The following is a 20,419-nucleotide window of genomic DNA, read 5'->3' as shown; positions in this document are numbered from 1 at the left end:
GCCCGTTCCGCCGGGAATGTGGCTTACACCATTGTCATTCATGCACACCTGTGGATGAGCCTGTGGACAACTCGAGGAAAGAGTGGGGACAGTGAGCGCCACCGGCCCCGACTCCCGACTGTCCTGGTCCACACCCCCGGCCGCGCTCGTGGCCTGCGGCATCGGCGGCCTGGTGCTGGCCGTGGCCGCGATCGTGTCGACGGACGGCCCCGGCCGCCTGCTCATCGGTGTGGCCGCGGTGGGACTGCTCGGCCTGACCGCCCTGGGCGTGCGGCAACGGCCGCGGCTCGCGGTCGAACCCGGTGACCCTGTACATATCGTGGTGCGCGGCCTCACCGGGCCGCAGCGCTACACACCCGAGCAGATCCTGCGGGTCCGGGTTGTGCACTACCGGCGACTGGGCCGGCGGATGCCCATGCTGGAGATGGATGTGGACAACTCCGGTGAGGAACGGCTGCTGATCTTCGGCCGCTGGGATCTGGGCACGCGCCCCGAGGATGTCCTCGAGGTGCTGCGCGCGCATCTGTCGCGTTAGAGGGTGGGCGCGGCCAGCACGGTGACCAGCACCGCGGCCACCGCCACCGCCGCGACCGCCGCCCAGCCGACGGTGAGCGCCTTCCGGGCGTCCCGGATCCCGATCCAGCGCGGCAGATACAGGATTCCCGTGGTGGCGAGCGTGCCCGCGAGCAGCCCGCCCAGGTGCCCCCACACCGAGATGCCGGGCACCGAGAAGGTGATCACCAGGTTGATCCCCAGCAGCACCGCGATCTGGGTGAGGTTCTGGCGGATGCGCAGCATGATCACCGCGACCGTGCCGAAGATCCCGAAGATCGCGCCCGAGGCGCCCGCGGTGGGGGTCAGGGGACCTGACATCGCCGTGACCGCGGCCGAACCGCCCAGCAGGGACGTGAAGTAGACCGCCACGAAGCGGGTCCGGCCCAGCGCCACCTCGCAGTACGGGCCCAGCACGTAGAGCGCGAACATATTGGCCAGCAGGTGGACCGGCCCGTAGTGCAGGAAGCCCGAGCCGAGCACCCGCGCCCAGCCGCCGTCGTAGCCGACGAAGCCCGGCACCAGCACCCAGTCGTAGAACAGCCGGGAACGCTGGTTGTCCATCAGGCTGTGCGCCTGCAGCGCGGTGACCGCGAAGACGATCACGTTGACGGCGATCAGCGTGTAGGTGACGTACGGCTGCGAGATCCGTGACAGCGTCGTCCCGGCCGCGTTGCGGACCGGTCGGACGTCGTCACGGCCCTGCTGGACGCATTCCACGCAGTGCTGCCCGACCGCGGCCGCGGTCAGGCATTCGGGGCAGGCCGGACGCCCGCACCGGGTGCAGGCCAGACCGGTGGGCCGGTCGGGGTGGCGGTAGCAGGCCGGGGCGGGCGGCTGGGGCTGCATGGGAAGTCCTCTTCGAAGGCCGTTCGAGGGCCGTTTCTCAGGCGATGGTGATGCTGTTGATCACCACGTCGTCCTTGGGGCGGTCGCCGCGGTCGGTCGAGATGGTGGCGATGGCGTCGACGACCTTGCGGGAATCGGGGTCCACGACCTCGCCGAAGATGGTGTGGCGGCGGTTCAGGTGCGGCTGCGCGCCCACCGTGATGAAGAACTGGGAGCCGTTGGTGCCGGGCCCGGCATTGGCCATGGCGAGCAGGTAGCCGCGATCGAAGCGGAGGTCCGGATGGAATTCGTCCTTGAACTCGTAGCCGGGGCCGCCGCGGCCGGTGCCGGTGGGGTCCCCGCCCTGGATCATGAAGCCGTCGATCACCCGGTGGAAGATCGAGCCGTCGTAGAACGGCCCGGAGTCGGTGCCCGCGGCGTTCTTGGTGCTGTACGCCTTGGAGCCGTCGGCCAGGCCGACGAAATTGCGGACGGTGGCGGGGGCGTGGTTACCGAAGAGCGAGATCTTGATGTCGCCGTGGTTCGTGTGCAACGTCGCCACTGCGGTCTGATTCGGTGAGGTCACGCCGCCAGGATAGGTGCAGGGCGCGCGGCCGGGCCGAAGCGGCACACGCGAAGCCCTCGAAACCGCCGCGATATGTGATTCCCTGCCCGGATTCGGGCACAGAAGTGGCGGAAACGGTCCCGGCATGGCATGTTCGGTCGAGTGAATGACGGGGATCCGGTCGATCTGGTCCGCCATGTGGCGGCCTCCACCGGCCTGCCGCCCGCCGTCGCGGCCCGTGTGGTCGCCGATGTCGTCGGATACTTCGACGAGACCGCCGAGCAGTTCGTGCGCCGCAGACATGCCGAATTGCAGAGCCGTCAGGTCCGCAATGCCGAGATCTGGCAGCGCCTGGCGGCCGAGCTCGCGCAGCGCCGGGTCGCCGCCCCCGACTTCACCGAACGGCAACTGCGTCGCATCGTCTACGGGTGAGGAGTCCGTCCCTCAATGTGTGGAATCGTCGGTTATATCGGGCATCGTGAGGCCGTCCCGGTCCTGTTGGAAGGCCTGCACCGGCTCGAATACCGCGGCTACGACTCCGCGGGCCTGGCCGTGCCGCACCGCGGCCGCCTACGGGTCACCAAGACCCAGGGCCGGGTCCAGGACCTACGCAACAAGGCCGACGCCGAAGCCGCCCGGCTGCGCGGCAATGTGGGCATCGCCCACACCCGCTGGGCGACCCACGGCGAACCCTCCGACGCCAACGCGCACCCGCACACCGACGTCTCCGGCCGGATCGCGGTCGTGCACAACGGGATCGTCGAGAACGCCGAGGTGCTGCGCGCCGCGCTGACCGCCGAGGGCGTGGAATTCGTCTCCGACACCGACACCGAGGCCATCGCGCATCTGGTCGCCGCCGCCCTGGAGGGGTCCGAGACCCTGGAGGACGCGGTCCGCACCGCCATGCGCCGAGTCGAGGGCACCTACGGCCTGCTGGTGCTCGACGCCCGCCGCCCCGACGAACTGGTGGTGGCCCGCAACGGCTCCCCCATCGTGCTCGGTGTCGGCGACGGCGAGATGTTCGTGGCCTCCGACGTGGCCGCGCTGGTGCATCACACCCAGCGCGTGGTGTTCCTCGACGACGGCGAGCTGGCCACCGTGCGCGCCGACGAATTCCGCACCAGCACACTGGGTCTCGAGGCCCGGCGCACCGACAAGATCCCCACCACCATCGATATGGCGGCCGAGGACTACGCGCTGGGCGGGTACCCCGACTTCATGCGCAAGGAGATGGCCGAACAGCCCGACGCCGTCCGCCGGGCGCTGCGCGGCCGCCTCGACGAGCGTTTCGCCACCGCCCACCTGGGCGGCCTCAATATGGACGCGCGCGAGCTGCGCGGCATCAGCAAGGTGGTGTTCCTGGGCTGCGGCTCCGCCTATTACGCGGGCCAGCTGGGCGCGCAGCTGGTCGAGGAGCTGGCCCGGATCCCGGCCGTCGCCGAGCCCGCCTCGGAGTTCCGCTACCGCAATCCGGTGGTGGACCCGGACGCGCTGTACGTGGCGATCAGCCAGTCCGGCGAGACCCTGGATACCCTTGCCGCCGTTCAGGAATTGCAGCGCAAGGGCGGCCGCGTCATCGGCGCGGTGAACGTGGTCGGCAGCGCCATCGCGCGGGAGTGCGGTGCGGGCGTGTTCCTGCACGCGGGCCCGGAGGTCTCGGTGGCCTCGACCAAGGCGCTCACCAATATGACCGTGTCCTTCGCCATGCTGGGCCTGTTGCTGGGCCGGGTGCGGGACCTGTCGGCCGCGGCCGGCGAACGCATCGTGTCCGGGCTGCGCGCGCTGCCCGACGCCATCGACGCCGTGCTGGCCGAGGAGGAGACGGTCGCCGATATCGCGTCCCGATTCGCCAAGGCGCGCAGCATGTTCTTCATCGGCCGGGTGCGTGCGTGGCCGGTGGCGCGCGAGGGCGCGCAGAAGTTGAAGGAGATCTCCTACATCCACGCCGAGGCGTACCAGGGTTCCGAACTCAAGCACGGGCCGCTGGCGCTGATCGACCCGGAGATGCCCTCCATCGTGCTGGTGCCCGGCGACGAGTTGCTGGCCAAGAACATCACCACCATCGAGCAGATCAAGGCGCGTGGCGGCCCGGTCATCGCGGTCACCAACACCGATCTGCCGGACGGGCTAGCGGATTCGGTGATCCGGGTTCCGGCGGTGTGCCCGGAACTGGACCCGATCATCCTCACGATTCCGTTGCAGTTGCTGGCCTATCACACGGCCATGGCGCTGGGCCGGGACGTGGACAAGCCGCGCAACCTGGCCAAGAGCGTTACCGTCGAGTAACCGATCGGCGGCCCCGTCCGTGCACGAATTGTCTTGCTGTGCCAGCATGGTCGGATGGAGCTGGGGAGCGTTCGTAACAAGGTCATCGTGGCCGCCCTCGTCGCGATCGCGGGCGGTGTCATCGCGTTCTTCGTGAACAAGCGTCCGCAACCGGAGGCTCCGGCCGCCGAACCACCGCGCCTGGGCTACTCGCGCAACGGTTCGGCGCCCTCGCCGGACCTCGTCAACCACTGAAGCCCGCGGTGAGTCGCCGAACCACTCAGCGACTCACCGAGCGCTTGTACTGCTTCAGGGCGAGCGGCACGAAGATCGCCAGGATCACGACGATCCACATCAGGGTCGTCGCGACCGGATGCCGCATGGGCCAGACATCCGCGCTCGGTCCCATCGGCGAGGTGTTGCCGAACAGATCGCGCGTCGCCTGGGTCACGGCCGACACCGGATTCCATTCCGCCACAACGCGTAACACCGTCGGCAGGTTCGCGGTCGGCACGAAGGTGTTGGCGATGAACGTGAGCGGGAAGATCACCATGAAGCTGGCGTTGTTGTAGACCTCCGGCGCGCGCACCAGCAGGCCGACCACCGCCATGATCCACGACACCGCGTACGCGAACAGCAGCAACAGCACGTACGCCAGCACCGCGTCGAGGAACGAGCCGCGGATCCGCCAGCCCACCAGCAGACCGGTCAGCGACATCACCACCAGGCTCACCACATTGATGACCACGTCGGAGAGCGTGCGCCCGATCAGCACCGCCGACGGGGCCATGGGCAGCGACCGGAAGCGGTCGATGATGCCCTTCTGCATGTCCTCCGCCAGGCTCAGACCGGTGAACGTCGCGCCGAACACCACGGTCTGGGCGAAGATGCCGGCGATCAGGAACTCGCGATAGGACGTGCCGGGCAACTGGATCGACGAGCCGAAGACGTAGGCGAACAAGAGCACGAACATGATCGGCGACAGCGTCGAGAAGATCAGCACGTCCGGCACCCGCCGGATCTTGATCACATTGCGTTTGGTGATGGTGATGCTGTCGGTCACCACCATGGCCAGTCGCTGTGCGAGCGAAGGCTTTCCGGCGACGGCGAGCGCGGCGCTCATCGGGCGCCCTCCTTCTCCTCGGCGGATCGATTGCCGTTGATCAGTTCCTCGGCCTGGTGTCCGGTCAGGGACAGGAACACATCGTCGAGCGAGGGCCGGCGCAGCCCCACATCGTGGATCTGCACCTCGTGCTCGGTCAGCTGCCCGATCGCCTCCACCAGCGCCTGCGAGCCGTCCTCGACCGGCACGATGATCCGCCGCAGCCCCGGCTCGAGCCGAATCTCGCCGTGCGCCAAGCCTTCCAGCGCCTGCCGCGCCACCGCGAGATTGTCGGCGTGATCGACGACCAGCTCGATCCGGTCGCCGCCCACCATCGCCTTGAGCTCGTCGGAGGTGCCCTCCGCGATCACCCGGCCGTGGTCGATGACGGCGATGGAGTCGGCCAGCCGGTCCGCTTCCTCCAGGTACTGGGTGGTCAGCAGCAGCGTGGTGCCGCCCGCCACCAGTTCCTCGATGACATCCCAGAGGTCCAGGCGCGCACGGGGATCCAGGCCGGTGGTGGGTTCGTCCAGGAACAGCACGGGCGGATTCGCGACCAGCGCGCCCGCCAGGTCCAAGCGGCGGCGCATACCGCCGGAGTAACCCTTGACCGGACGGTCGGCGGCATCGGCGAGGCGGAACCGGTCCAGCAGTTCGCGCGCTCGCTCCTTACTGCGCCGCACCCCCATGTGGTACAGCCGGCCCACCATCTCGAGATTCTCGAAGCCGGTGAGGTATTCGTCGACCGCGGCGTACTGGCCGGAGGTGCCGATGCGGGAGCGCAGCAGCTGCGGGTCCTTCAGGACGTCCACCCCGGCGACGACCGCGTGGCCGGCGTCGGGGATGAGCAGCGTGGTGAGCACGCGCACGGCGGTGGTCTTGCCGGCGCCGTTGGGGCCGAGCAGGGCGGTCACGGTGCCTTCGGGGACCGAGAGGTCGAGGCCGTCGAGGGCGACCAGATGGCCGTACCTCTTGACCAGCCCCTCGGCGACAATGGCGTCGGGCATGATTCTCCTGTTCCGAACTGCACGGATGCGGTCGAACACGATCGTCGGCGTCTGGCCAGTATGCCCGGATCGACGGAGTGAGTCATCCGAGTTTCACCAGTGCCGGCACGGGCGGCGGCCGGGATCGCGAGTCGTCAACTACTCGAACGTAATTCGGCGAAGGACGCATTTCGGTCACGCGGCCGAGCCCGCTGCCGAGAACCGCGCTTTTTCCTCGAAAAAATCTTTGAACGCGATGCCCCGATAGCCACACAATCCGAATTCGTCGCGTAGGATCGTTCCCGTCGGCCCCTCCCCCCCGGGCCGACCTTACGCGGGCCTCGGCTAACTCCCCCCCTTCGCCGAGGCCCGCCCCCATTCCCGGAGCACGTCCACGACGGGGATCACTCAGACCAGCGGTCGAATCTCATTGCGGCGCAGCACATGCCCGTACAGCCGGTTGATGCCCTTCACCCGCACCGTGGCCAGATGCCGCAGCGTGAAATCCAGATCCGCCTCGATGGCCGCGGCCGCCCCGTCGTCCACCAGCACCGTGCCCGGCCGGGCCACACCGGTGAGCCGCGCCGCGGTGTTGACCGTCGACCCGTAGAGATCGCCGAAGCGCTGCAACACCTCCCCGTAGGCCAGACCCACCCGCAGCTCCTGGGTGACGCCGTGCGAGGCGATGGCGGCCTCCTGCACCGCGAGCGCGATCCGCGCCCCGTCGGTGGCCGTCGCCGCCGCGAACATGACCTCGTCGCCCACGTTCTTGATCACCCAGCCGCCATTGGCGACGATGGCGTTGCTGGTGGCCGTCTCGAAGGCCTCCAGCAGCGCCGACAGCTCATCGGCCTCCAGGTGGCGGGTCAGGCGGGTGTAACCGACCATGTCGGCGAATCCGACGGCCAGCACGCGAACCGTGTCCCCCGCCGCCGCTCCCCCGTCCAGCGACCGCGCCAGCGCGGCGTCCAGGTGCCGGCGGAAGGCGTAGCGCTGCAAGGTCTCGAATTCGGTGACCACCTCGTCGGTGGCGATGCGCGCGGCTTCCTTCGGATCGGTGTCCGGCTGCTCGCGCGTGATGGTCGTGATCCGGTCCAGGATCTCCTCGGTCACCAGATCGACCTGCCACTCCGCCAGCCGCGCCATGGACCGCCCCAGCGTCCGCGCGGCCGTGGTCTGGCGGTGCGTGTCGGCGGTGGCCAGCACGTGCAACTTGGCGAAGGTCTGGGCGGCCTCGATATCGGAGTCGCTGTATTCCACGGCCTCGTCGTCCGGATCGGCCGGGAAGCCCAACGCCACCCACAGGCGGCGGGTGACATTGTTGGGCAACCCGGTCAGATCCGCGACCTGATGCCGGTTGTACCGGCGCGGGCCGCTCAACAGATATGGCTCGACCACGGACTGCACCAGCTCGGAGATCTCAGTGGACGCCATCTCTCGACCTTACGGCGTGAATCGGATGGAAAACCGCCGCTTGTTCCGTGTCACAGCCAAATTCGAGGCGGTCAGCGCGTGGTGACCTCATGCCACAGGTCGGCGTCATTGCGCTGACGCAGTTTGCTGATCCCGAAAACGACGGCGGCGGCGATCACAATGGTGAGCACGATTTTCATGAATCCCACAGTACTGCAACGACAGAAGCCGCAGACCGAAGCGGTCTGCGGCTTGTGGGAGTGGAGCCTAGGGGAATCGAACCCCTAACCCCTGCCTTGCAAAGGCAGTGCTCTGCCAATTGAGCTAAGGCCCCTGGGAAGGCAGTTCGTTCTTTACCTGTGGGTGGGCCTAGGAGGACTTGAACCTCCGACCTCTTCGTTATCAGCGAAGCGCTCTAACCGCCTGAGCTATAGGCCCTTAGTGGGTGTTCGAAGTGTGTGACTCGAACGAGGCAGAAGATTACCGTACGTCGGCACCGATAACCAAAACGGCCGGTCAGCGGCTTGCGGAAGCAAGGCTGACCGGCCGTCGCAGGCGGATCGAAACAGCGGTTTCCTAGTCCGGATCGGACAGGGTGACCTGGACGCCGCCGACCAGATCGGTGCACTGGTTGTAGACGAACACCCCGACCGTGGACAGCGCGGTCAGCAGCACCACATTGATCAGGCCGATCACACCGGCGTAGCCGAAGACCGTGCCCGCGTCGATGAGCGCCGAGCTGGAGTTGTCCGAGACCATGTCGGTGAAGGTGGAGTTCAGGCGCTCCCAGACGCCCATGCCCTCCAGCACCAGGTACAGCAGGCCGACCGCCAGCATCCACACGAAGAACATGGCCACGCTGATCACCAGCGAGACCTTCAGCGTGGACCACGGGTCGATGTGGCGCAGCTGCACGGTGGCGCGCAGCGGCTCACCGGTCGCCGCGGCCTGCGCCACCGCCGCGGGGGCGGACGGCGAGACCGGACCGGCCGGCGCGATCGGGTCCGGCGGCGGCAGCGGGTGCCGCAGCTCGGACAGATCCGGCAGATCCTTGACCAGTTCCGGGCGGGAGATGCTGCGGGTCGGTCCGTCGATGCCGACGGACTTCACCATGGCCGCCTCCTTGCGCGCCGCCTTGGCCGCCAGGTCGGCGGTGGTGCGGGCATTGGAGACACCGGCGTTCAGGCCGCCGCCCTGCAGGCCGCCACCGCCGAGGCTCGGGTTGGTCCCCGGCCGACCCGCCGCCGGGGCCTGGCCCGGGCGGTACAGGTTCGACTGCGGCTCCCGCTGCGGCAGCTGCGACCAGCCCTCCTGGAAGGGCGAACCGCCCTGCCCGTCCGCCGCCTCGGGGGCAGCGGGCGCAGCGGCGGGCGCGGGGGCCTCGGCGGCCGAATCACCGGACTTGTCCGGCGATTCGGAATTCTGCGGCGTTCCACCGTCCTGCGCGCCCGGCCGCGGAATGGGCCGCGGCGGAATCGGGGACGGAGCGATTCTCTCGGTCACGCCGTTGGCGTGACCTCGCTGGTCATTCGGCTGATTCGTGGTCAATGGTGAATCCTTCGATCCGTTGTGCCGCCGCTGCTGTGGAGAAACTACTGCTTCGCCGAACCGCTGGTGTCATCTTCGGCAACCTGGTCGGGCTCATCCGCGTTCCTAGCGATCGCGAGCAAAGTATCGCCCTCACCCAGGTTCATCAACCGGACGCCCTTGGTTTGACGACCCGCTTTACGAACCTGGTGCGCCAGTGTGCGAATGACACCGCCGCCGGAGGTGATCGCGTACAGCTCGTCGTCGTCATTGACAATGAGCGCACCGACCAGACTGCCACGCTTCTCGTCGTACTGAATCGTCAGCACACCCTTGCCGCCACGACCCTGCGCGGTGTACTCGTCGATGGCCGTGCGCTTGGAGTACCCGCCCGCCGTCGCGACAAGCAGATAGATGCCCTCCGCGTCACGAACCACGTTGAGCGACAACAGTTCGTCGTCGGCGTTGAAGCGCATGCCCTGCACGCCGGAGGTGGCGCGGCCCATCGGGCGCAGCACCTCGTCATTGGCGTTGAAGCGGATCGACTGGCCGTGCGCGGAGACGAGCAGCAGGTCGTCGTCGGCCGAACACAGTGCCGCGCCGACCAATTCGTCCTCGTCGCGCAGATTGACCGCCACGATGCCGCCGGTCCGGTTCGAGTCGAAGTCGGTCAGCTTGGACTTCTTGACCAGGCCCTTTCGGGTGGCCAGCACCAGGTACGGCGCGTCCTCGTACGACTTCAGCTGGATGACCTGGGCGATCTTCTCGTCCGGCTGGAAGGCCAGCAGGTTCGCCACGTGCTGGCCGCGCGCGGTGCGGTTGGCCTCGGGCAGCTCGTACGCCTTGGCCCGGTACACCCGGCCCTTGTTGGTGAAGAACAGCAGCCAGTCGTGGGTCGAGGTGACGAAGAAGTGCTTGACGATGTCGTCCTGCTTGAGACCCGCGCCCTGCACGCCCTTGCCGCCGCGCTTCTGCGAACGGTAGAGGTCGGTCTTGGTGCGCTTGGCGTAGCCGGTCTCGGTGATCGTCACGACCACGTCCTCGCGGGCGATCAGGTCCTCGTCCTGCACGTCGCCGTCGGCCGCGATGATCTTGGTGCGCCGCTCGTCGCCGTACTTGTCGACGATCTCCGCCAATTCGTCCCGGACGATGGCGCGCTGCCGCTCCGGCTTGGCCAGAATGTCGTTCAGATCCGCGATCTCGGCCTCGATCTTGGCCAACTCGTCGAGGATCTTCTGCCGCTCCAGGGCCGACAGGCGACGCAGCTGCATGTCGAGGATGGCGGTCGCCTGGATCTCGTCGATCTCCAGCAACTGCATCAGGCCGGTGCGGGCGGTCTCGGTGTCGGCCGAACGGCGGATCAAGGCGATGACCTGGTCCAGCAGATCCAGCGCCTTCACCAGACCGCGCAGGATGTGAGCCCGCTCCTCCGCCTTGCGCAGCAGGTAGCGGGTGCGCCGGATGATGACTTCCAACTGGTGATTCACGTACAGCCGGATCATCTGATCCAGACGCAGCGTGCGCGGCACCTTGTCGACGATCGACAGCATGTTGCAGCCGAAGGAGGTCTGCAGCTGGGTGTGCTTGTAGAGGTTGTTCAGCACCACCTTGGCGATGGCGTCGCGCTTCACGGTCACCACGATGCGCATACCGACACGGTCGGAGGACTCGTCGTGGATGTCGGAGACACCCGCGATCTTGCCGTCCTTCACCTGCTCCGCGATGGCATTGATGAAGTTGTCGGTATTGACCTGGTACGGCAGCTCGGTGATGACGATCGTGGTGCGACCGCGGCTGTCCTCCTCGATCTCCACGACGCCGCGCATGCGGACCGAACCGCGTCCGGTGGTGTAGGCGTCGTGGATGCCCTGGGTACCCACGATCAGGCCCGCGGTCGGGAAGTCCGGACCCTTCACCCGCTCGATGCACGCGGCGAGCGTGGCTTCTTCGTCGGCGTCGTGGTTGTCCAGCGCCCAGTAGATGGCGTCGGCCAGCTCGTTCAGGTTGTGCGGCGGGATATTCGTCGCCATACCGACGGCGATGCCGTTGGAACCGTTCATGAGCAGGGCGGGCACCCGGCTCGGCAGGACGGTCGGCTCCTGCGTCTTACCGTCGTAGTTCGGGACGAAATCGACTGTCTCGTGGTCGATCTCGCGCAGCATCTCCATCGCCAGCGGCGTCAGGCGGCACTCGGTGTAACGCATGGCGGCCGCGCCGTCATTACCGCGCGAACCGAAGTTGCCCTGACCGTCGACCAGCGGATACCGCAGCGCCCACGGCTGCGCCATACGCACCAGGGTGTCGTAGATGGCCGTGTCACCGTGCGGGTGATAGTTACCCATGGTGTCGGCGACCGGGCGCGCGGACTTCACATAGCCGCGGTCGGGCCGATACCCGTTGTCGTACATCGCGTACAGGATGCGCCGGTGCACCGGCTTCATACCGTCGCGCACCTCCGGCAGCGCGCGGCCCACGATCACGCTCATCGCGTAGTCGATGTAGGAGTTCTGCATCTCCTGCTGGATGTCGACCGGCTCGATGCGGTCGCCACCCGAAGGCGGAAGCGAAGTCTCAGTCATGAATTGGTCTCCGTCAGAAGTTGTGGGGGGTCCTCGCGGCGCGCAGGCAGCGACCCGGAAGGGCCGCTGCCGTCGCGAATTACACGTCGAGGAACCGGACGTCCTTGGCGTTCCGAGTGATGAAGCTGCGGCGAGCCTCCACGTCCTCACCCATCAGGATGGAGAACAGCTCATCGGCCGCGGCGGCGTCATCGAGGGTGACCAGGCGCAGGACCCGCACGCTCGGATCCATGGTGGTCTCCCACAGCTCCTTCGGGTTCATCTCACCGAGACCCTTGTAGCGCTGGATGCCGTCGTCCTTGTTGATCTTCTTGCCGGCCGCCAGGCCGCGCTCCAGCAGCCCGTCGCGCTCACGGTCGGAGTAGGCGAACTCCGGCTCCGAGCGCTGCCACTTCAGCTTGTACAGCGGCGGCATGGCCAGGTACACGTGACCGTGCTCGACCAGCGGGCGCATGAAGCGGAACAGCAGGGTGAGCAGCAGGGTCGAGATGTGCTGGCCGTCCACGTCGGCGTCGGCCATCAGCACGATCTTGTGATAGCGCAGCTTGGCGATATCGAACTCGTCGTGGATACCGGTGCCGAACGCGGTGATGATGGACTGCACTTCGGTGTTCTTCAGCACGCGGTCGATGCGCGCCTTCTCGACATTGATGATCTTGCCGCGCAGCGGCAGGATCGCCTGGTACATCGAGTCACGGCCGGACTTGGCCGAGCCGCCGGCGGAGTCACCCTCCACGATGTAGATCTCGGACTTGCTCGGATCCTTGGAACGGCAGTCGGCCAGCTTGCCCGGCAGGCCACCCAGATCGGTGGCGGACTTGCGCCGCACCAGCTCTCGCGCCTTACGGGCGGCGACGCGGGCCTGCGCCGACGAAACCGCCTTCTGCACAATCGTCTTCGCGTCGGCCGGGTTCGCCTCGAACCAGTGCGAGATGTGCTCGTTGCAGGTGCGCTGGACGAAGGACTTCACCTCGGTGTTGCCGAGCTTGGTCTTGGTCTGGCCCTCGAACTGCGGGTCGGCGATCTTCACGCTCACGATGGCGGCGAGACCCTCACGGATGTCGTCACCGGTGAGGTTGCCTTCCTTCTCCTTGAGGAGCTTCTTGTCCTTCGCGTACTTGTTCACCACCGTGGTGAGCGCCGCGCGGAAGCCCTCCTCGTGGGTACCGCCCTCATGGGTGTTGATGGTGTTGGCGAAGGTGTGGACGGACTCGGAGTAACCCGAGTTCCACTGCATCGCGACCTCGACCTCGTGGCCGGTGCCCTTACCGGTGAACGCCACGATCGAGTTGTGGATCGGCGTCTTGGTCCGGTTGATGTGCTTGACGTAGTCCTCGAGCCCGCCCGGGTAGTGGTAGGTGCGGGTCTTCACCTTCGGCTCGGCGGCCGGGGTGTTCTCGTCGATGTGCTTGGGCGCCTCGGCGGTCTCGCTGACCACCTCGTCGGTGACGTCACCCTCGGACACCCGCTGATCGGTCAGCGTGATGGTCAGGCCCTTGTTCAGGAACGCCATCTCCTGCAGGCGGCGCGCGACCGTCTCGAAGCTGAAGGTGGTGGTCTCGAAGATGTCCGGGTCCGGCCAGAACTTGATGGTGGTACCGGTGCGCTTGGTCGCGCTGCCCTGCACCAGCTTGCCCGGCTTGGAGTCCTTGTACTCCTGGGTCCAGTGGTACCCGTCGGTGTCCACATCGGCCTGCAGCCGGGTGGACAGCGCGTTCACCACCGAGATGCCGACGCCGTGCAGACCGCCCGACACCGCATAGGATTCGCCGTCGAACTTGCCGCCCGCGTGCAGCTGGGTCATGACCACCTCGATGGTGGGCACACCCTGAGCGTGCATCGCGACCGGGATACCGCGGCCGTCGTCGACCACCTCGACGCCGCCGTCGGCCAGCAGGGTGACATCGACCCGCGAGGCGTATCCGGCCATCGCCTCGTCGACCGAGTTGTCGACGACCTCCCAGATCAGGTGGTGCAGGCCGCGCTCACCGGTGGAACCGATGTACATACCGGGGCGCTTGCGAACCGCCTCGAGGCCCTCGAGGACGGTGATGGAGTCGGCACCGTACGACGTCGGCTTGCCTGACTTGGGCTGGGTCGAGCCGTCTGCGTTGGAGTCCATGGCAGCCACTGGTCGGTAGCTCTCCTTACTTGCTGATCCTCCCGGCACAGTGCGGTCGCACGCGTGAGGCCCACAGACACTGTCTGCCCGAGCTCCGGAACACTGTCTGCTCGAGAGTTACGGGGGCCCACGCGCGGGCGCTACGGAACGCGCCGGGAGGTATCGCCGCTAGTTACTCCCTCATCCTACTGGTACGACCGACAGAGAACCCACCTATGACACCCCTGAGTGGGCCGTACGGTCATGAAATCGACCAGCGATATGACCCGTTATGGGTCCGGGCGGTTCCGGGAGCCTCAGCGGTCGATGCGCCAGGGGACACGCGGGCGTTTGCGCGAGGGTTCGTCGTGATCTCCGAACGTTCCACGTGAAACCAGCGTGCGGACGCCGGGATTCGTGGCTCGGACCCCGGTGACAGCGGCCTACCCGTAGGTGTCGCGCGGGCCGCGGCCCTTGATGTGCCGCTCGCCCTTGCGCCAGCTCGGCGCGGTCGGGCCATTGATCTTGAGCTGCTTGACCACGCCGTTCCCGACCGCCGCCGCGATCTTCGCCAGGATCTGGGACTGGAACATGCGCAGCTGTGTGGCCCAGGCCGTGGACTCGGCCTGAATGCTCAACACGCCGTTCTCCAGCGAGATCGGCTGGGCATGGGAGGCGATGTCCTCCCCCACCACGGCCGCCCAGCGGCCGAACACCGTGCCCTCGGCGACCTTGGCCGACCAGCCGCGCCCCTTCGCCAACTGCATCGCCAGCGCGGCGAACGCCTGCGGATCCCGATCGTCGGGGCCCGCACCCGACCAGCTTCTGCGACCCCCGCGCAGTGCCCGGATACCGCCCTTGCGCGGCGCGGCCGGCGAAGCCCGCCCCTGCCCCACCGACTTTCCCGCCGCACGCGCCGCGGCCCGCGCCTCCTCCAGCGCGCGACGAGCCAGATCGACTCCGCGCAACTCCGGCTCGGCGCCCGGTCCGGTCGCACCCGCGCGTGGGGTGTGGTCGTCGGTTTCCGGCGACTCGGCCATCCACAACTCCTTCCACACCCGGGAATCCGGATGATCACCCTCGGTTCGTCACGTGATTCTGCCGCATGGCACCGACGACTCGGCGATTCCCGCCGCCGACGCACTCGGCGAACCTCACTCCGCGATCCGGGAGACCCGCCGATCCGCCTCCCCGGTCGTCTCCACGCGCTGCGGCGCGGCGTCGAGTTCGGGCGGAACGTCCTCCGGCACCGCCGCGGTGATCAACACCTGCTCCGCGCCCGCGGCCACCCGCGCCAGCGCGCTGCGACGGCGACGATCCAGTTCGGCGAAGACGTCATCGAGGATCAGCACCGGATCGGTTCCGGCGGACCGCAACAATTCGAACGCCCCGAGCCGCAGAGCCAGCGCGAAGGACCAGGACTCACCGTGACTGGCGAAACCCTTGGCCGGCGCGGACCCCAGCATCAGATCCAGCTCGTCACGGTGCGGACCGACCAGGCACACCCCGCGCTCCAGCTCCTTGGAACGCGCGGCGGCCAACTCCCGCAACAGGATCGCCTCGAGCGCCTCCTCGTCATCGTCCTGTGGAGAACGCGCGGAATCCAGGAGCTCCGGCGGCAGACTCGCACTGCGATAGCCGATCGACGCGGGCCGGGACTCGGGCGCGATATCTGAATAAGCCTGTGCAAGATGTGGATAAAGGTCGTGGACAAGTCGCAGCCGATGCGCGAGCAGCACCGCGCCGTGCGCCGCCAGATGCCCGTCCCACACGTCGAGGGTGCTCATCTCCGCACCCCGCGCCCCCGAACGGGCATTGCGCCCAGCCGTTTTCAACAGGGCCGACCGCTGCCGCAGCACCTTCTCGTAATCCGCGCGCACCCCGGCCAGGCGCGGCAGCCGGGCCGTGGCCAGCTCGTCCAGAAACCGCCGCCGCTCCCCCGGATCCCCGCGCACCAGCGACAGATCCTCGGGAGCGAACAACACCGTCTGCAGAATCCCCAGGATCTCCCGCGGCCGCCGCACCGGGGAGCGATTGATCTGGGCACGATTGGCCGCGCCCTGATTCAGCTCCATGTCCACCCGCAGCTCGCGGCCGGTGTTCACCACCGTCGCGCCGATCCGGGCCTTCTGCGCGCCGATCCGGATGAGCGGAGCATCGGCCGACACCCGATGTGAGCCGAGTGTGGACAAATATCCGACGGCCTCGATCAGGTTGGTCTTGCCGTTCCCGTTGGACCCCAGGAAAACCGTTCCACCGGGCGAAAGTTCGAGTTCGGCGGCCTCCCAGGACCGGAAATCGCGCAGTGACAGCGCACGCACGTGCATCCGGTCAGTCCACCGTCCCCGCGTTTTTCACAGGTTTGTCAACACTGTGCACAGGTGTGTCGTTCGCTCCGAAGCGATGGGTCGCCAAACCTGCTCAGCCCGGCAGCCGCACCGGCATCAACAGGTAGATGTAGCTTCCGGCCAGCGCCGCGAAGGCACCCGACTCCAGCTGCGCGGGCTCCTCCTCCGGCGCGGGCAGGAACACCGCCGGGCGGCTGGGCGTGGTGAAGCCGAAGGTCACCCGGTCCGAATGGGCGGCGGAGAGACCGTCGAGCAGGTAGCCGGGGTTGAACGCGATGGTCAGCGGCTCACCGCGGAAATCGGCGACCAGCCATTCCTCGGCGCGACCGGCGTCGTCGCCACCGGCGGAGAGCAGCAGGCCCTCCTCGGAGAACTCCAGCCGCACCTGGGCGCCACGCTCGGCCACCAGGGCCACACGCTTGATGGCCTCGGTCAGCGCGCTCACCGCGATGGTCGCGAGCGAGGTGTGCTCCTTGGGGAGCAACTGGCGGAACTTGGGGAATTCCGCGTCGAGCAGTCGGGTGGTGGTGCGGCGGCCGCCGTTCACGATGCCCAGCAGGCCGTCGGTGCCGGTGCCGAACGCCAGCTGCACCGGCTGATCGGAGGCGCCGAGGGTCTTCGCGGACTCGGACAGGGTGCGAGCCGGGACCAGGACCGCGGTCTCCACATCCGCACGGCCCGGCTGCCACTCCAGTTCGCGCACAGCGAGCCGGAAACGGTCGGTGGCGGCCAGGACCACCTTCGGGCCCTCGATCTCCACACGGATGCCGGTGAGCATGGGGAGGGTGTCGTCACGGCCGGCGGCCACGGCCACCTGGGAGACGGCCTCGGAGAACAGATCCACGGCGAGCTCACCGGTCTGCGGCGGGAGCTCGGGAAGCTGGGGATAGTCCTCGACGGGCATGGTCGGCAGCGAGAACTTGGCGCTGCCACAGGCGATCAGCACGCGGGTGCCGTCCACCGACACGTCCACCGGCTTGTTCGACAGCGCCTTGGTGATATCGGCCAGCAGGCGGCCCGACACCAGCACCTGGCCCGGACCGGCGACCTCGGCGGCCACCCGCATCTGCGCGGAGACCTCGTAATCGAAACCGGAGACCGTCAGGCCGTCCTCGTCAGCCACGAGGAGTACGCCACCGAGCACGGGCACCGGAGGCCGCGACGGCAGGCTGCGGGCCACCCAGGCTACGGATTCGGCGAAGTCCTCGCGAGCGACCCGAAACTTCATGCTTGCAAGCTCCATCGCCCGGTCTGTCCTCTCCACTGGGGGTCGTTCGGATCTCGAAACGGTAATCGGCAGTCTCGCACACGGGGCCGACACCAAACCGTACCTGCGCGAGACCGACCCGCCTACGCCGACCCACCGAGCCTTTGCCCCGACCCCACCGAGGCTTCCGCTGCGGACCGCTCCCCTCCCTTCTCCTCCCTGCCTCCCGATCGGGTGTGGAGGAGCTGCCCATCGCACCGTGCCCTCCCAACCCGAGTTTCCACACACCCTGTTTTAGAAGAACCTTCTCTAGATGAAGAACTGAAGTAGTAGTAGGTCCTGTTAGTTCTGTGGACTTCGCCTGTTTCCGCAGGTCCGACCGGGCGGCGGCGTGGGGATGTCGTTGGGGTGGCTCGAGGATGAACAGCCGGTGCTTGTGGAGTCACCCGGAAACTCCCCAGCCATCCTCGAGTGATCCTCGAGTTGCTCCCCCGAAACGGGCCGGGATACCCACATGAGGATGGAACCGGGGACTACCCCGTGGATTCCTCGAGGACCTGACAGGGACTCCTCGAGGAATCCACAAGCCGAAAACCCCATCCGCGCAGCTCAGCCCTCGAGGATGAATTCACCTGTGGGATCTGTGGATCAACACCTGTGCACCACTGTGAGTAGCGACCTGTGCGCAACCCCGTGGACAACAGTGGGATTCCTCGAGGACTCCACACCCTTTCCTCGAGGACTCCTCGAGGAATCCACAACCCCGGAAAGCAAAGAACCCCACGTCAGACGACGTGGGGTCCTGTGGACTGTGGATCAGCGCGAACGCTGTTTAATTCGGGCTGTGAGTTCTTGAACCTGGTCGTACACACGGCGCCGCTCGGTCATCTCCTTGCGCACCTTCTTCTCCGCGTACATGACCGTGGTGTGGTCGCGACCGAAGGCCTGGCCGATCTTCGGCAGGGACAGGTCGGTGAGTTCACGGCACAGGTACATGGCGATCTGCCGGGCCTGCGCCAGCGGCCGCGCCTTACCCGGACCGGTGAGCTCCTCGAGCGTGGTGTTGAAGTACTCCGCGGTCACGGCCATGATCGTGGCCGCCGTGATCTCCAGCGTCGCGGTGTCGGGCATCAGATCCCGCAGCACCACCTCGGCCAGCGACAGATCCAGCGGCTGCCCGTTCAGCGACGCGAACGCGGTGACGCGGATCAGCGCGCCCTCCAGCTCCCGGATATTGCGCTCCACCCGGCTGGCGATCAGTTCGAGCACGTCGTGCGGCACGTCCAGGCGGTCCATGCGCGCCTTCTTACGCAGGATCGCGATGCGGGTCTCCAGCTCCGGCGGCTGCACATCGGTGATCAGACCCCACTCGAACCGCGTCCGCAGCCGCTCCTCCAGGGTGGCCAGCTGCTTCGGCGGCCGGTCGGAGGACACCACGATCTGCTTGTTCGCGTTGTGCAGGGTGTTGAAGGTGTGGAAGAACTCCTCCTGGATGCCTTCCTTGCCCTCGATGAACTGGATGTCGTCCACCAGCAGGATGTCGGTCTCCCGGTAGCGGCGCTTGAACGCCACCTTCCGGTCGTCACGCAGCGAGTTGATGAAGTCGTTCGTGAATTCCTCGGTGGACACGTACTTCACCCGCATGCCCGGGAACAGCCGCTGCGCGTAGTGGCCCGCCGCGTGCAGCAGGTGCGTCTTGCCCAAACCCGAAGCGCCCCAAACGAACAGCGGGTTGTAGGCGCGCGCCGGCGCCTCCGCGATGGCCACCGCGGCGGCGTGCGCGAAGCGGTTGGACGCGCCGATGACGAAGGTGTCGAAGGTGTACTTCGCGTTCAGGCTGGCCGAGGACGGCGCGGGCGCCGGCTCCCGCTCGGGCGGCCGGTTGAAGTAGGTCGGCCACGAATTGCGGACATTGACCACCGGCTCGTCGTCGTGCGGCTCGTCCACCGGACGGCGCGCCGCCGGTTCGTCGGAGTAGCGCGGCGCGGGCTCCTCGTAGCGGGCCGCCGGTTCGTCGGCATAACGCTGCGGGGCGGGCTCGTCCGCGTAGCGCTGGGGCGTGGGCTCGTCCGCATAGCGCTGCGGCGCGGGCTCGTCGGAATACCGTTGCTGCACGGGCTCGTCCGCGTAGCGCTGGGGGGAAGGTTCGTCGGCGTAGCGCTGGGGCGCGGGTTCATCCGCGTAGCGCTGCGCGGGCTCCTCGGTGTAGCGCTGCGGGGCGGACCGGACCGGTTCGTCCTCGGGGTCCGGGGAGAACAGGGACTCCTGTCCCGGCGGCATGGGCGCGCCGCGATGGTTGTCCCGCCGCCGGTCGGGCCGCTGGCCCAGGGGCGCGGCGGCCGGTTCACCACCCGGCAACGGCCGCTCGGGCGCGGCCGGACGGTCGGCGGTGACGGGCGGCAACTCCTCCGCCATCGGCGGCTGCCCGTATTCCACAGGTGGATAAGCCTCGCGCTCGTCGTACTCGCCCGGGTAGTCCTGGGGAGGTAGGTAGCGCGGCGCGTACTCCGGCTGGGACTGGTACGAGGGCTGTGGACGCTCGGTCATCGGCGGCTCGGGCGCGTACGCCGGGGGCGTCGGCTCGGGCTCGCGGGGACGCTCCGGGCGGGAGGTCATGCGGGCGTGCCGGGGTGCGTTCGCGGACCGTCCGGCGGGCGGATTCTGCTGCGCGCGGATGCGCACGCCGAGGCCCTCGACCTGAAGTCCGCGGCGGGCGAGAGAGCGCAGGATGAGCTCCCGCAAGTCGCGTTCGACCGTCACCTGCGCCATCGTGCCGGGCACCGAGAGCAGGGCGAACCCCTGCGCGAAGGTGATCGGTTCGATAGTGTTCAGCCACGCCTTGTGAGCCTTGCTGACCGGTTGGATCTCCCCATCCGCGGAGCCACTCGCCAATTCGGCGATCACCTCCGGCCAGACAGCCGTCAGCACATTCTGCTCGTCGTCCAC

Annotated in this window: 17 protein-coding genes and 2 tRNA genes; 4 read left to right on the top strand and 15 right to left on the bottom strand. The window is 67.8% G+C overall.

What is annotated here, in order from left to right; translation table 11 throughout:
- Nucleotides 1-91: 91 nt before the first annotated feature.
- Nucleotides 92-535, top strand: a complete 444-nt coding sequence (locus tag ACQP06_RS00095) for a PH domain-containing protein (protein ID WP_433669547.1) — start codon at nt 92-94, stop codon at nt 533-535.
- Here ACQP06_RS00095 and ACQP06_RS00090 read toward each other — a convergent pair.
- Both ACQP06_RS00090 and ACQP06_RS00085 read right to left on the bottom strand, forming a co-directional pair.
- Nucleotides 532-1,401 carry a rhomboid family intramembrane serine protease gene (locus ACQP06_RS00090; protein WP_433669546.1) on the bottom strand — a complete coding sequence of 290 codons (870 nt, stop codon included), beginning with the start codon at nt 1,399-1,401 and terminating at the stop codon, nt 532-534. The two genes, ACQP06_RS00095 and ACQP06_RS00090, sit on opposite strands and share 4 nt — an antisense overlap.
- Before the next feature lie 37 nt (nt 1,402-1,438).
- Nucleotides 1,439-1,966, bottom strand: a complete 528-nt coding sequence (locus ACQP06_RS00085; RefSeq protein ID WP_433669544.1) for a peptidylprolyl isomerase — start codon at nt 1,964-1,966, stop codon at nt 1,439-1,441.
- 141 nt (nt 1,967-2,107) lie between these two features.
- Here ACQP06_RS00085 and ACQP06_RS00080 point away from each other — a divergent pair, with 141 nt between their 5' ends.
- The 3 genes from ACQP06_RS00080 to ACQP06_RS00070 are packed head-to-tail and all read left to right on the top strand — an operon-like array spanning nt 2,108 to nt 4,465.
- Nucleotides 2,108-2,377, top strand: coding sequence for a hypothetical protein (locus tag ACQP06_RS00080; RefSeq protein WP_246598244.1), 270 nt, complete (start codon nt 2,108-2,110; stop codon nt 2,375-2,377).
- Nucleotides 2,378-2,392: 15 nt separating this feature from the next.
- Entirely contained in the window at nt 2,393-4,231 is a 1,839-nt protein-coding gene (gene glmS, locus ACQP06_RS00075) for a glutamine--fructose-6-phosphate transaminase (isomerizing) (protein ID WP_357274930.1), read from the top strand.
- A gap of 54 nt (nt 4,232-4,285) precedes the next feature.
- On the top strand, nt 4,286-4,465 hold the full coding sequence (locus ACQP06_RS00070; protein WP_433669542.1) for a hypothetical protein: 180 nt from the start codon (nt 4,286-4,288) through the stop codon (nt 4,463-4,465).
- Nucleotides 4,466-4,490: 25 nt separating this feature from the next.
- On the opposite strand, the gene ACQP06_RS00065 is transcribed toward ACQP06_RS00070, so the two are convergent.
- From ACQP06_RS00065 to dnaA, 13 genes are all read right to left on the bottom strand, one after another.
- A complete protein-coding gene (locus ACQP06_RS00065; RefSeq protein ID WP_433669540.1) occupies nt 4,491-5,333 on the bottom strand; it encodes an ABC transporter permease in 843 nt (280 codons plus the stop codon).
- A complete protein-coding gene (locus tag ACQP06_RS00060) occupies nt 5,330-6,319 on the bottom strand; it encodes an ATP-binding cassette domain-containing protein (protein ID WP_433669538.1) in 990 nt (329 codons plus the stop codon). The genes ACQP06_RS00065 and ACQP06_RS00060 overlap by 4 nt, the downstream gene beginning before the upstream one ends.
- 387 nt (nt 6,320-6,706) lie before the next feature.
- A complete protein-coding gene (locus ACQP06_RS00055) occupies nt 6,707-7,732 on the bottom strand; it encodes an adenylate/guanylate cyclase domain-containing protein (protein ID WP_433669537.1) in 1,026 nt (341 codons plus the stop codon).
- Nucleotides 7,733-7,803: 71 nt separating this feature from the next.
- Complete coding sequence (locus tag ACQP06_RS00050) at nt 7,804-7,911, bottom strand: DLW-39 family protein (RefSeq protein ID WP_357088480.1); 108 nt, start codon at nt 7,909-7,911, stop codon at nt 7,804-7,806.
- A gap of 61 nt (nt 7,912-7,972) precedes the next feature.
- Nucleotides 7,973-8,045 (bottom strand) — tRNA-Ala (locus ACQP06_RS00045).
- Nucleotides 8,046-8,075: 30 nt separating this feature from the next.
- A tRNA-Ile gene (locus ACQP06_RS00040) sits at nt 8,076-8,149 on the bottom strand.
- Nucleotides 8,150-8,287: 138 nt separating this feature from the next.
- Complete coding sequence (locus tag ACQP06_RS00035; protein ID WP_433669535.1) at nt 8,288-9,214, bottom strand: DUF3566 domain-containing protein; 927 nt, start codon at nt 9,212-9,214, stop codon at nt 8,288-8,290.
- An 89-nt stretch (nt 9,215-9,303) separates the two neighbouring features.
- Complete coding sequence (gyrA, locus tag ACQP06_RS00030) at nt 9,304-11,817, bottom strand: DNA gyrase subunit A (RefSeq protein WP_433669534.1); 2,514 nt, start codon at nt 11,815-11,817, stop codon at nt 9,304-9,306.
- A 79-nt stretch (nt 11,818-11,896) separates the two neighbouring features.
- Nucleotides 11,897-13,939, bottom strand: coding sequence for a DNA topoisomerase (ATP-hydrolyzing) subunit B (gene gyrB, locus ACQP06_RS00025; RefSeq protein ID WP_387304781.1), 2,043 nt, complete (start codon nt 13,937-13,939; stop codon nt 11,897-11,899).
- Between the two features lie 422 nt (nt 13,940-14,361).
- Nucleotides 14,362-14,958 carry a DUF721 family protein gene (locus tag ACQP06_RS00020; protein ID WP_433669532.1) on the bottom strand — a complete coding sequence of 199 codons (597 nt, stop codon included), beginning with the start codon at nt 14,956-14,958 and terminating at the stop codon, nt 14,362-14,364.
- A gap of 114 nt (nt 14,959-15,072) precedes the next feature.
- A complete protein-coding gene (gene recF, locus ACQP06_RS00015) occupies nt 15,073-16,245 on the bottom strand; it encodes a DNA replication/repair protein RecF (protein WP_433669530.1) in 1,173 nt (390 codons plus the stop codon).
- Nucleotides 16,246-16,339: 94 nt separating this feature from the next.
- A complete protein-coding gene (dnaN, locus tag ACQP06_RS00010; protein ID WP_357274908.1) occupies nt 16,340-17,509 on the bottom strand; it encodes a DNA polymerase III subunit beta in 1,170 nt (389 codons plus the stop codon).
- Nucleotides 17,510-18,289: 780 nt separating this feature from the next.
- Nucleotides 18,290-20,377: a chromosomal replication initiator protein DnaA gene (gene dnaA, locus ACQP06_RS00005; protein ID WP_433673533.1), complete on the bottom strand. Its 2,088-nt coding sequence runs from the start codon at nt 20,375-20,377 to the stop codon at nt 18,290-18,292.
- Nucleotides 20,378-20,419 lie beyond the last annotated feature (42 nt).

This window comes from Nocardia sp. CA-136227, assembly GCF_050955695.1.
Taxonomy (GTDB): Bacteria; Actinomycetota; Actinomycetes; order Mycobacteriales; family Mycobacteriaceae; genus Nocardia.
This window is presented reverse-complemented; position numbering and strand designations above follow the sequence as displayed.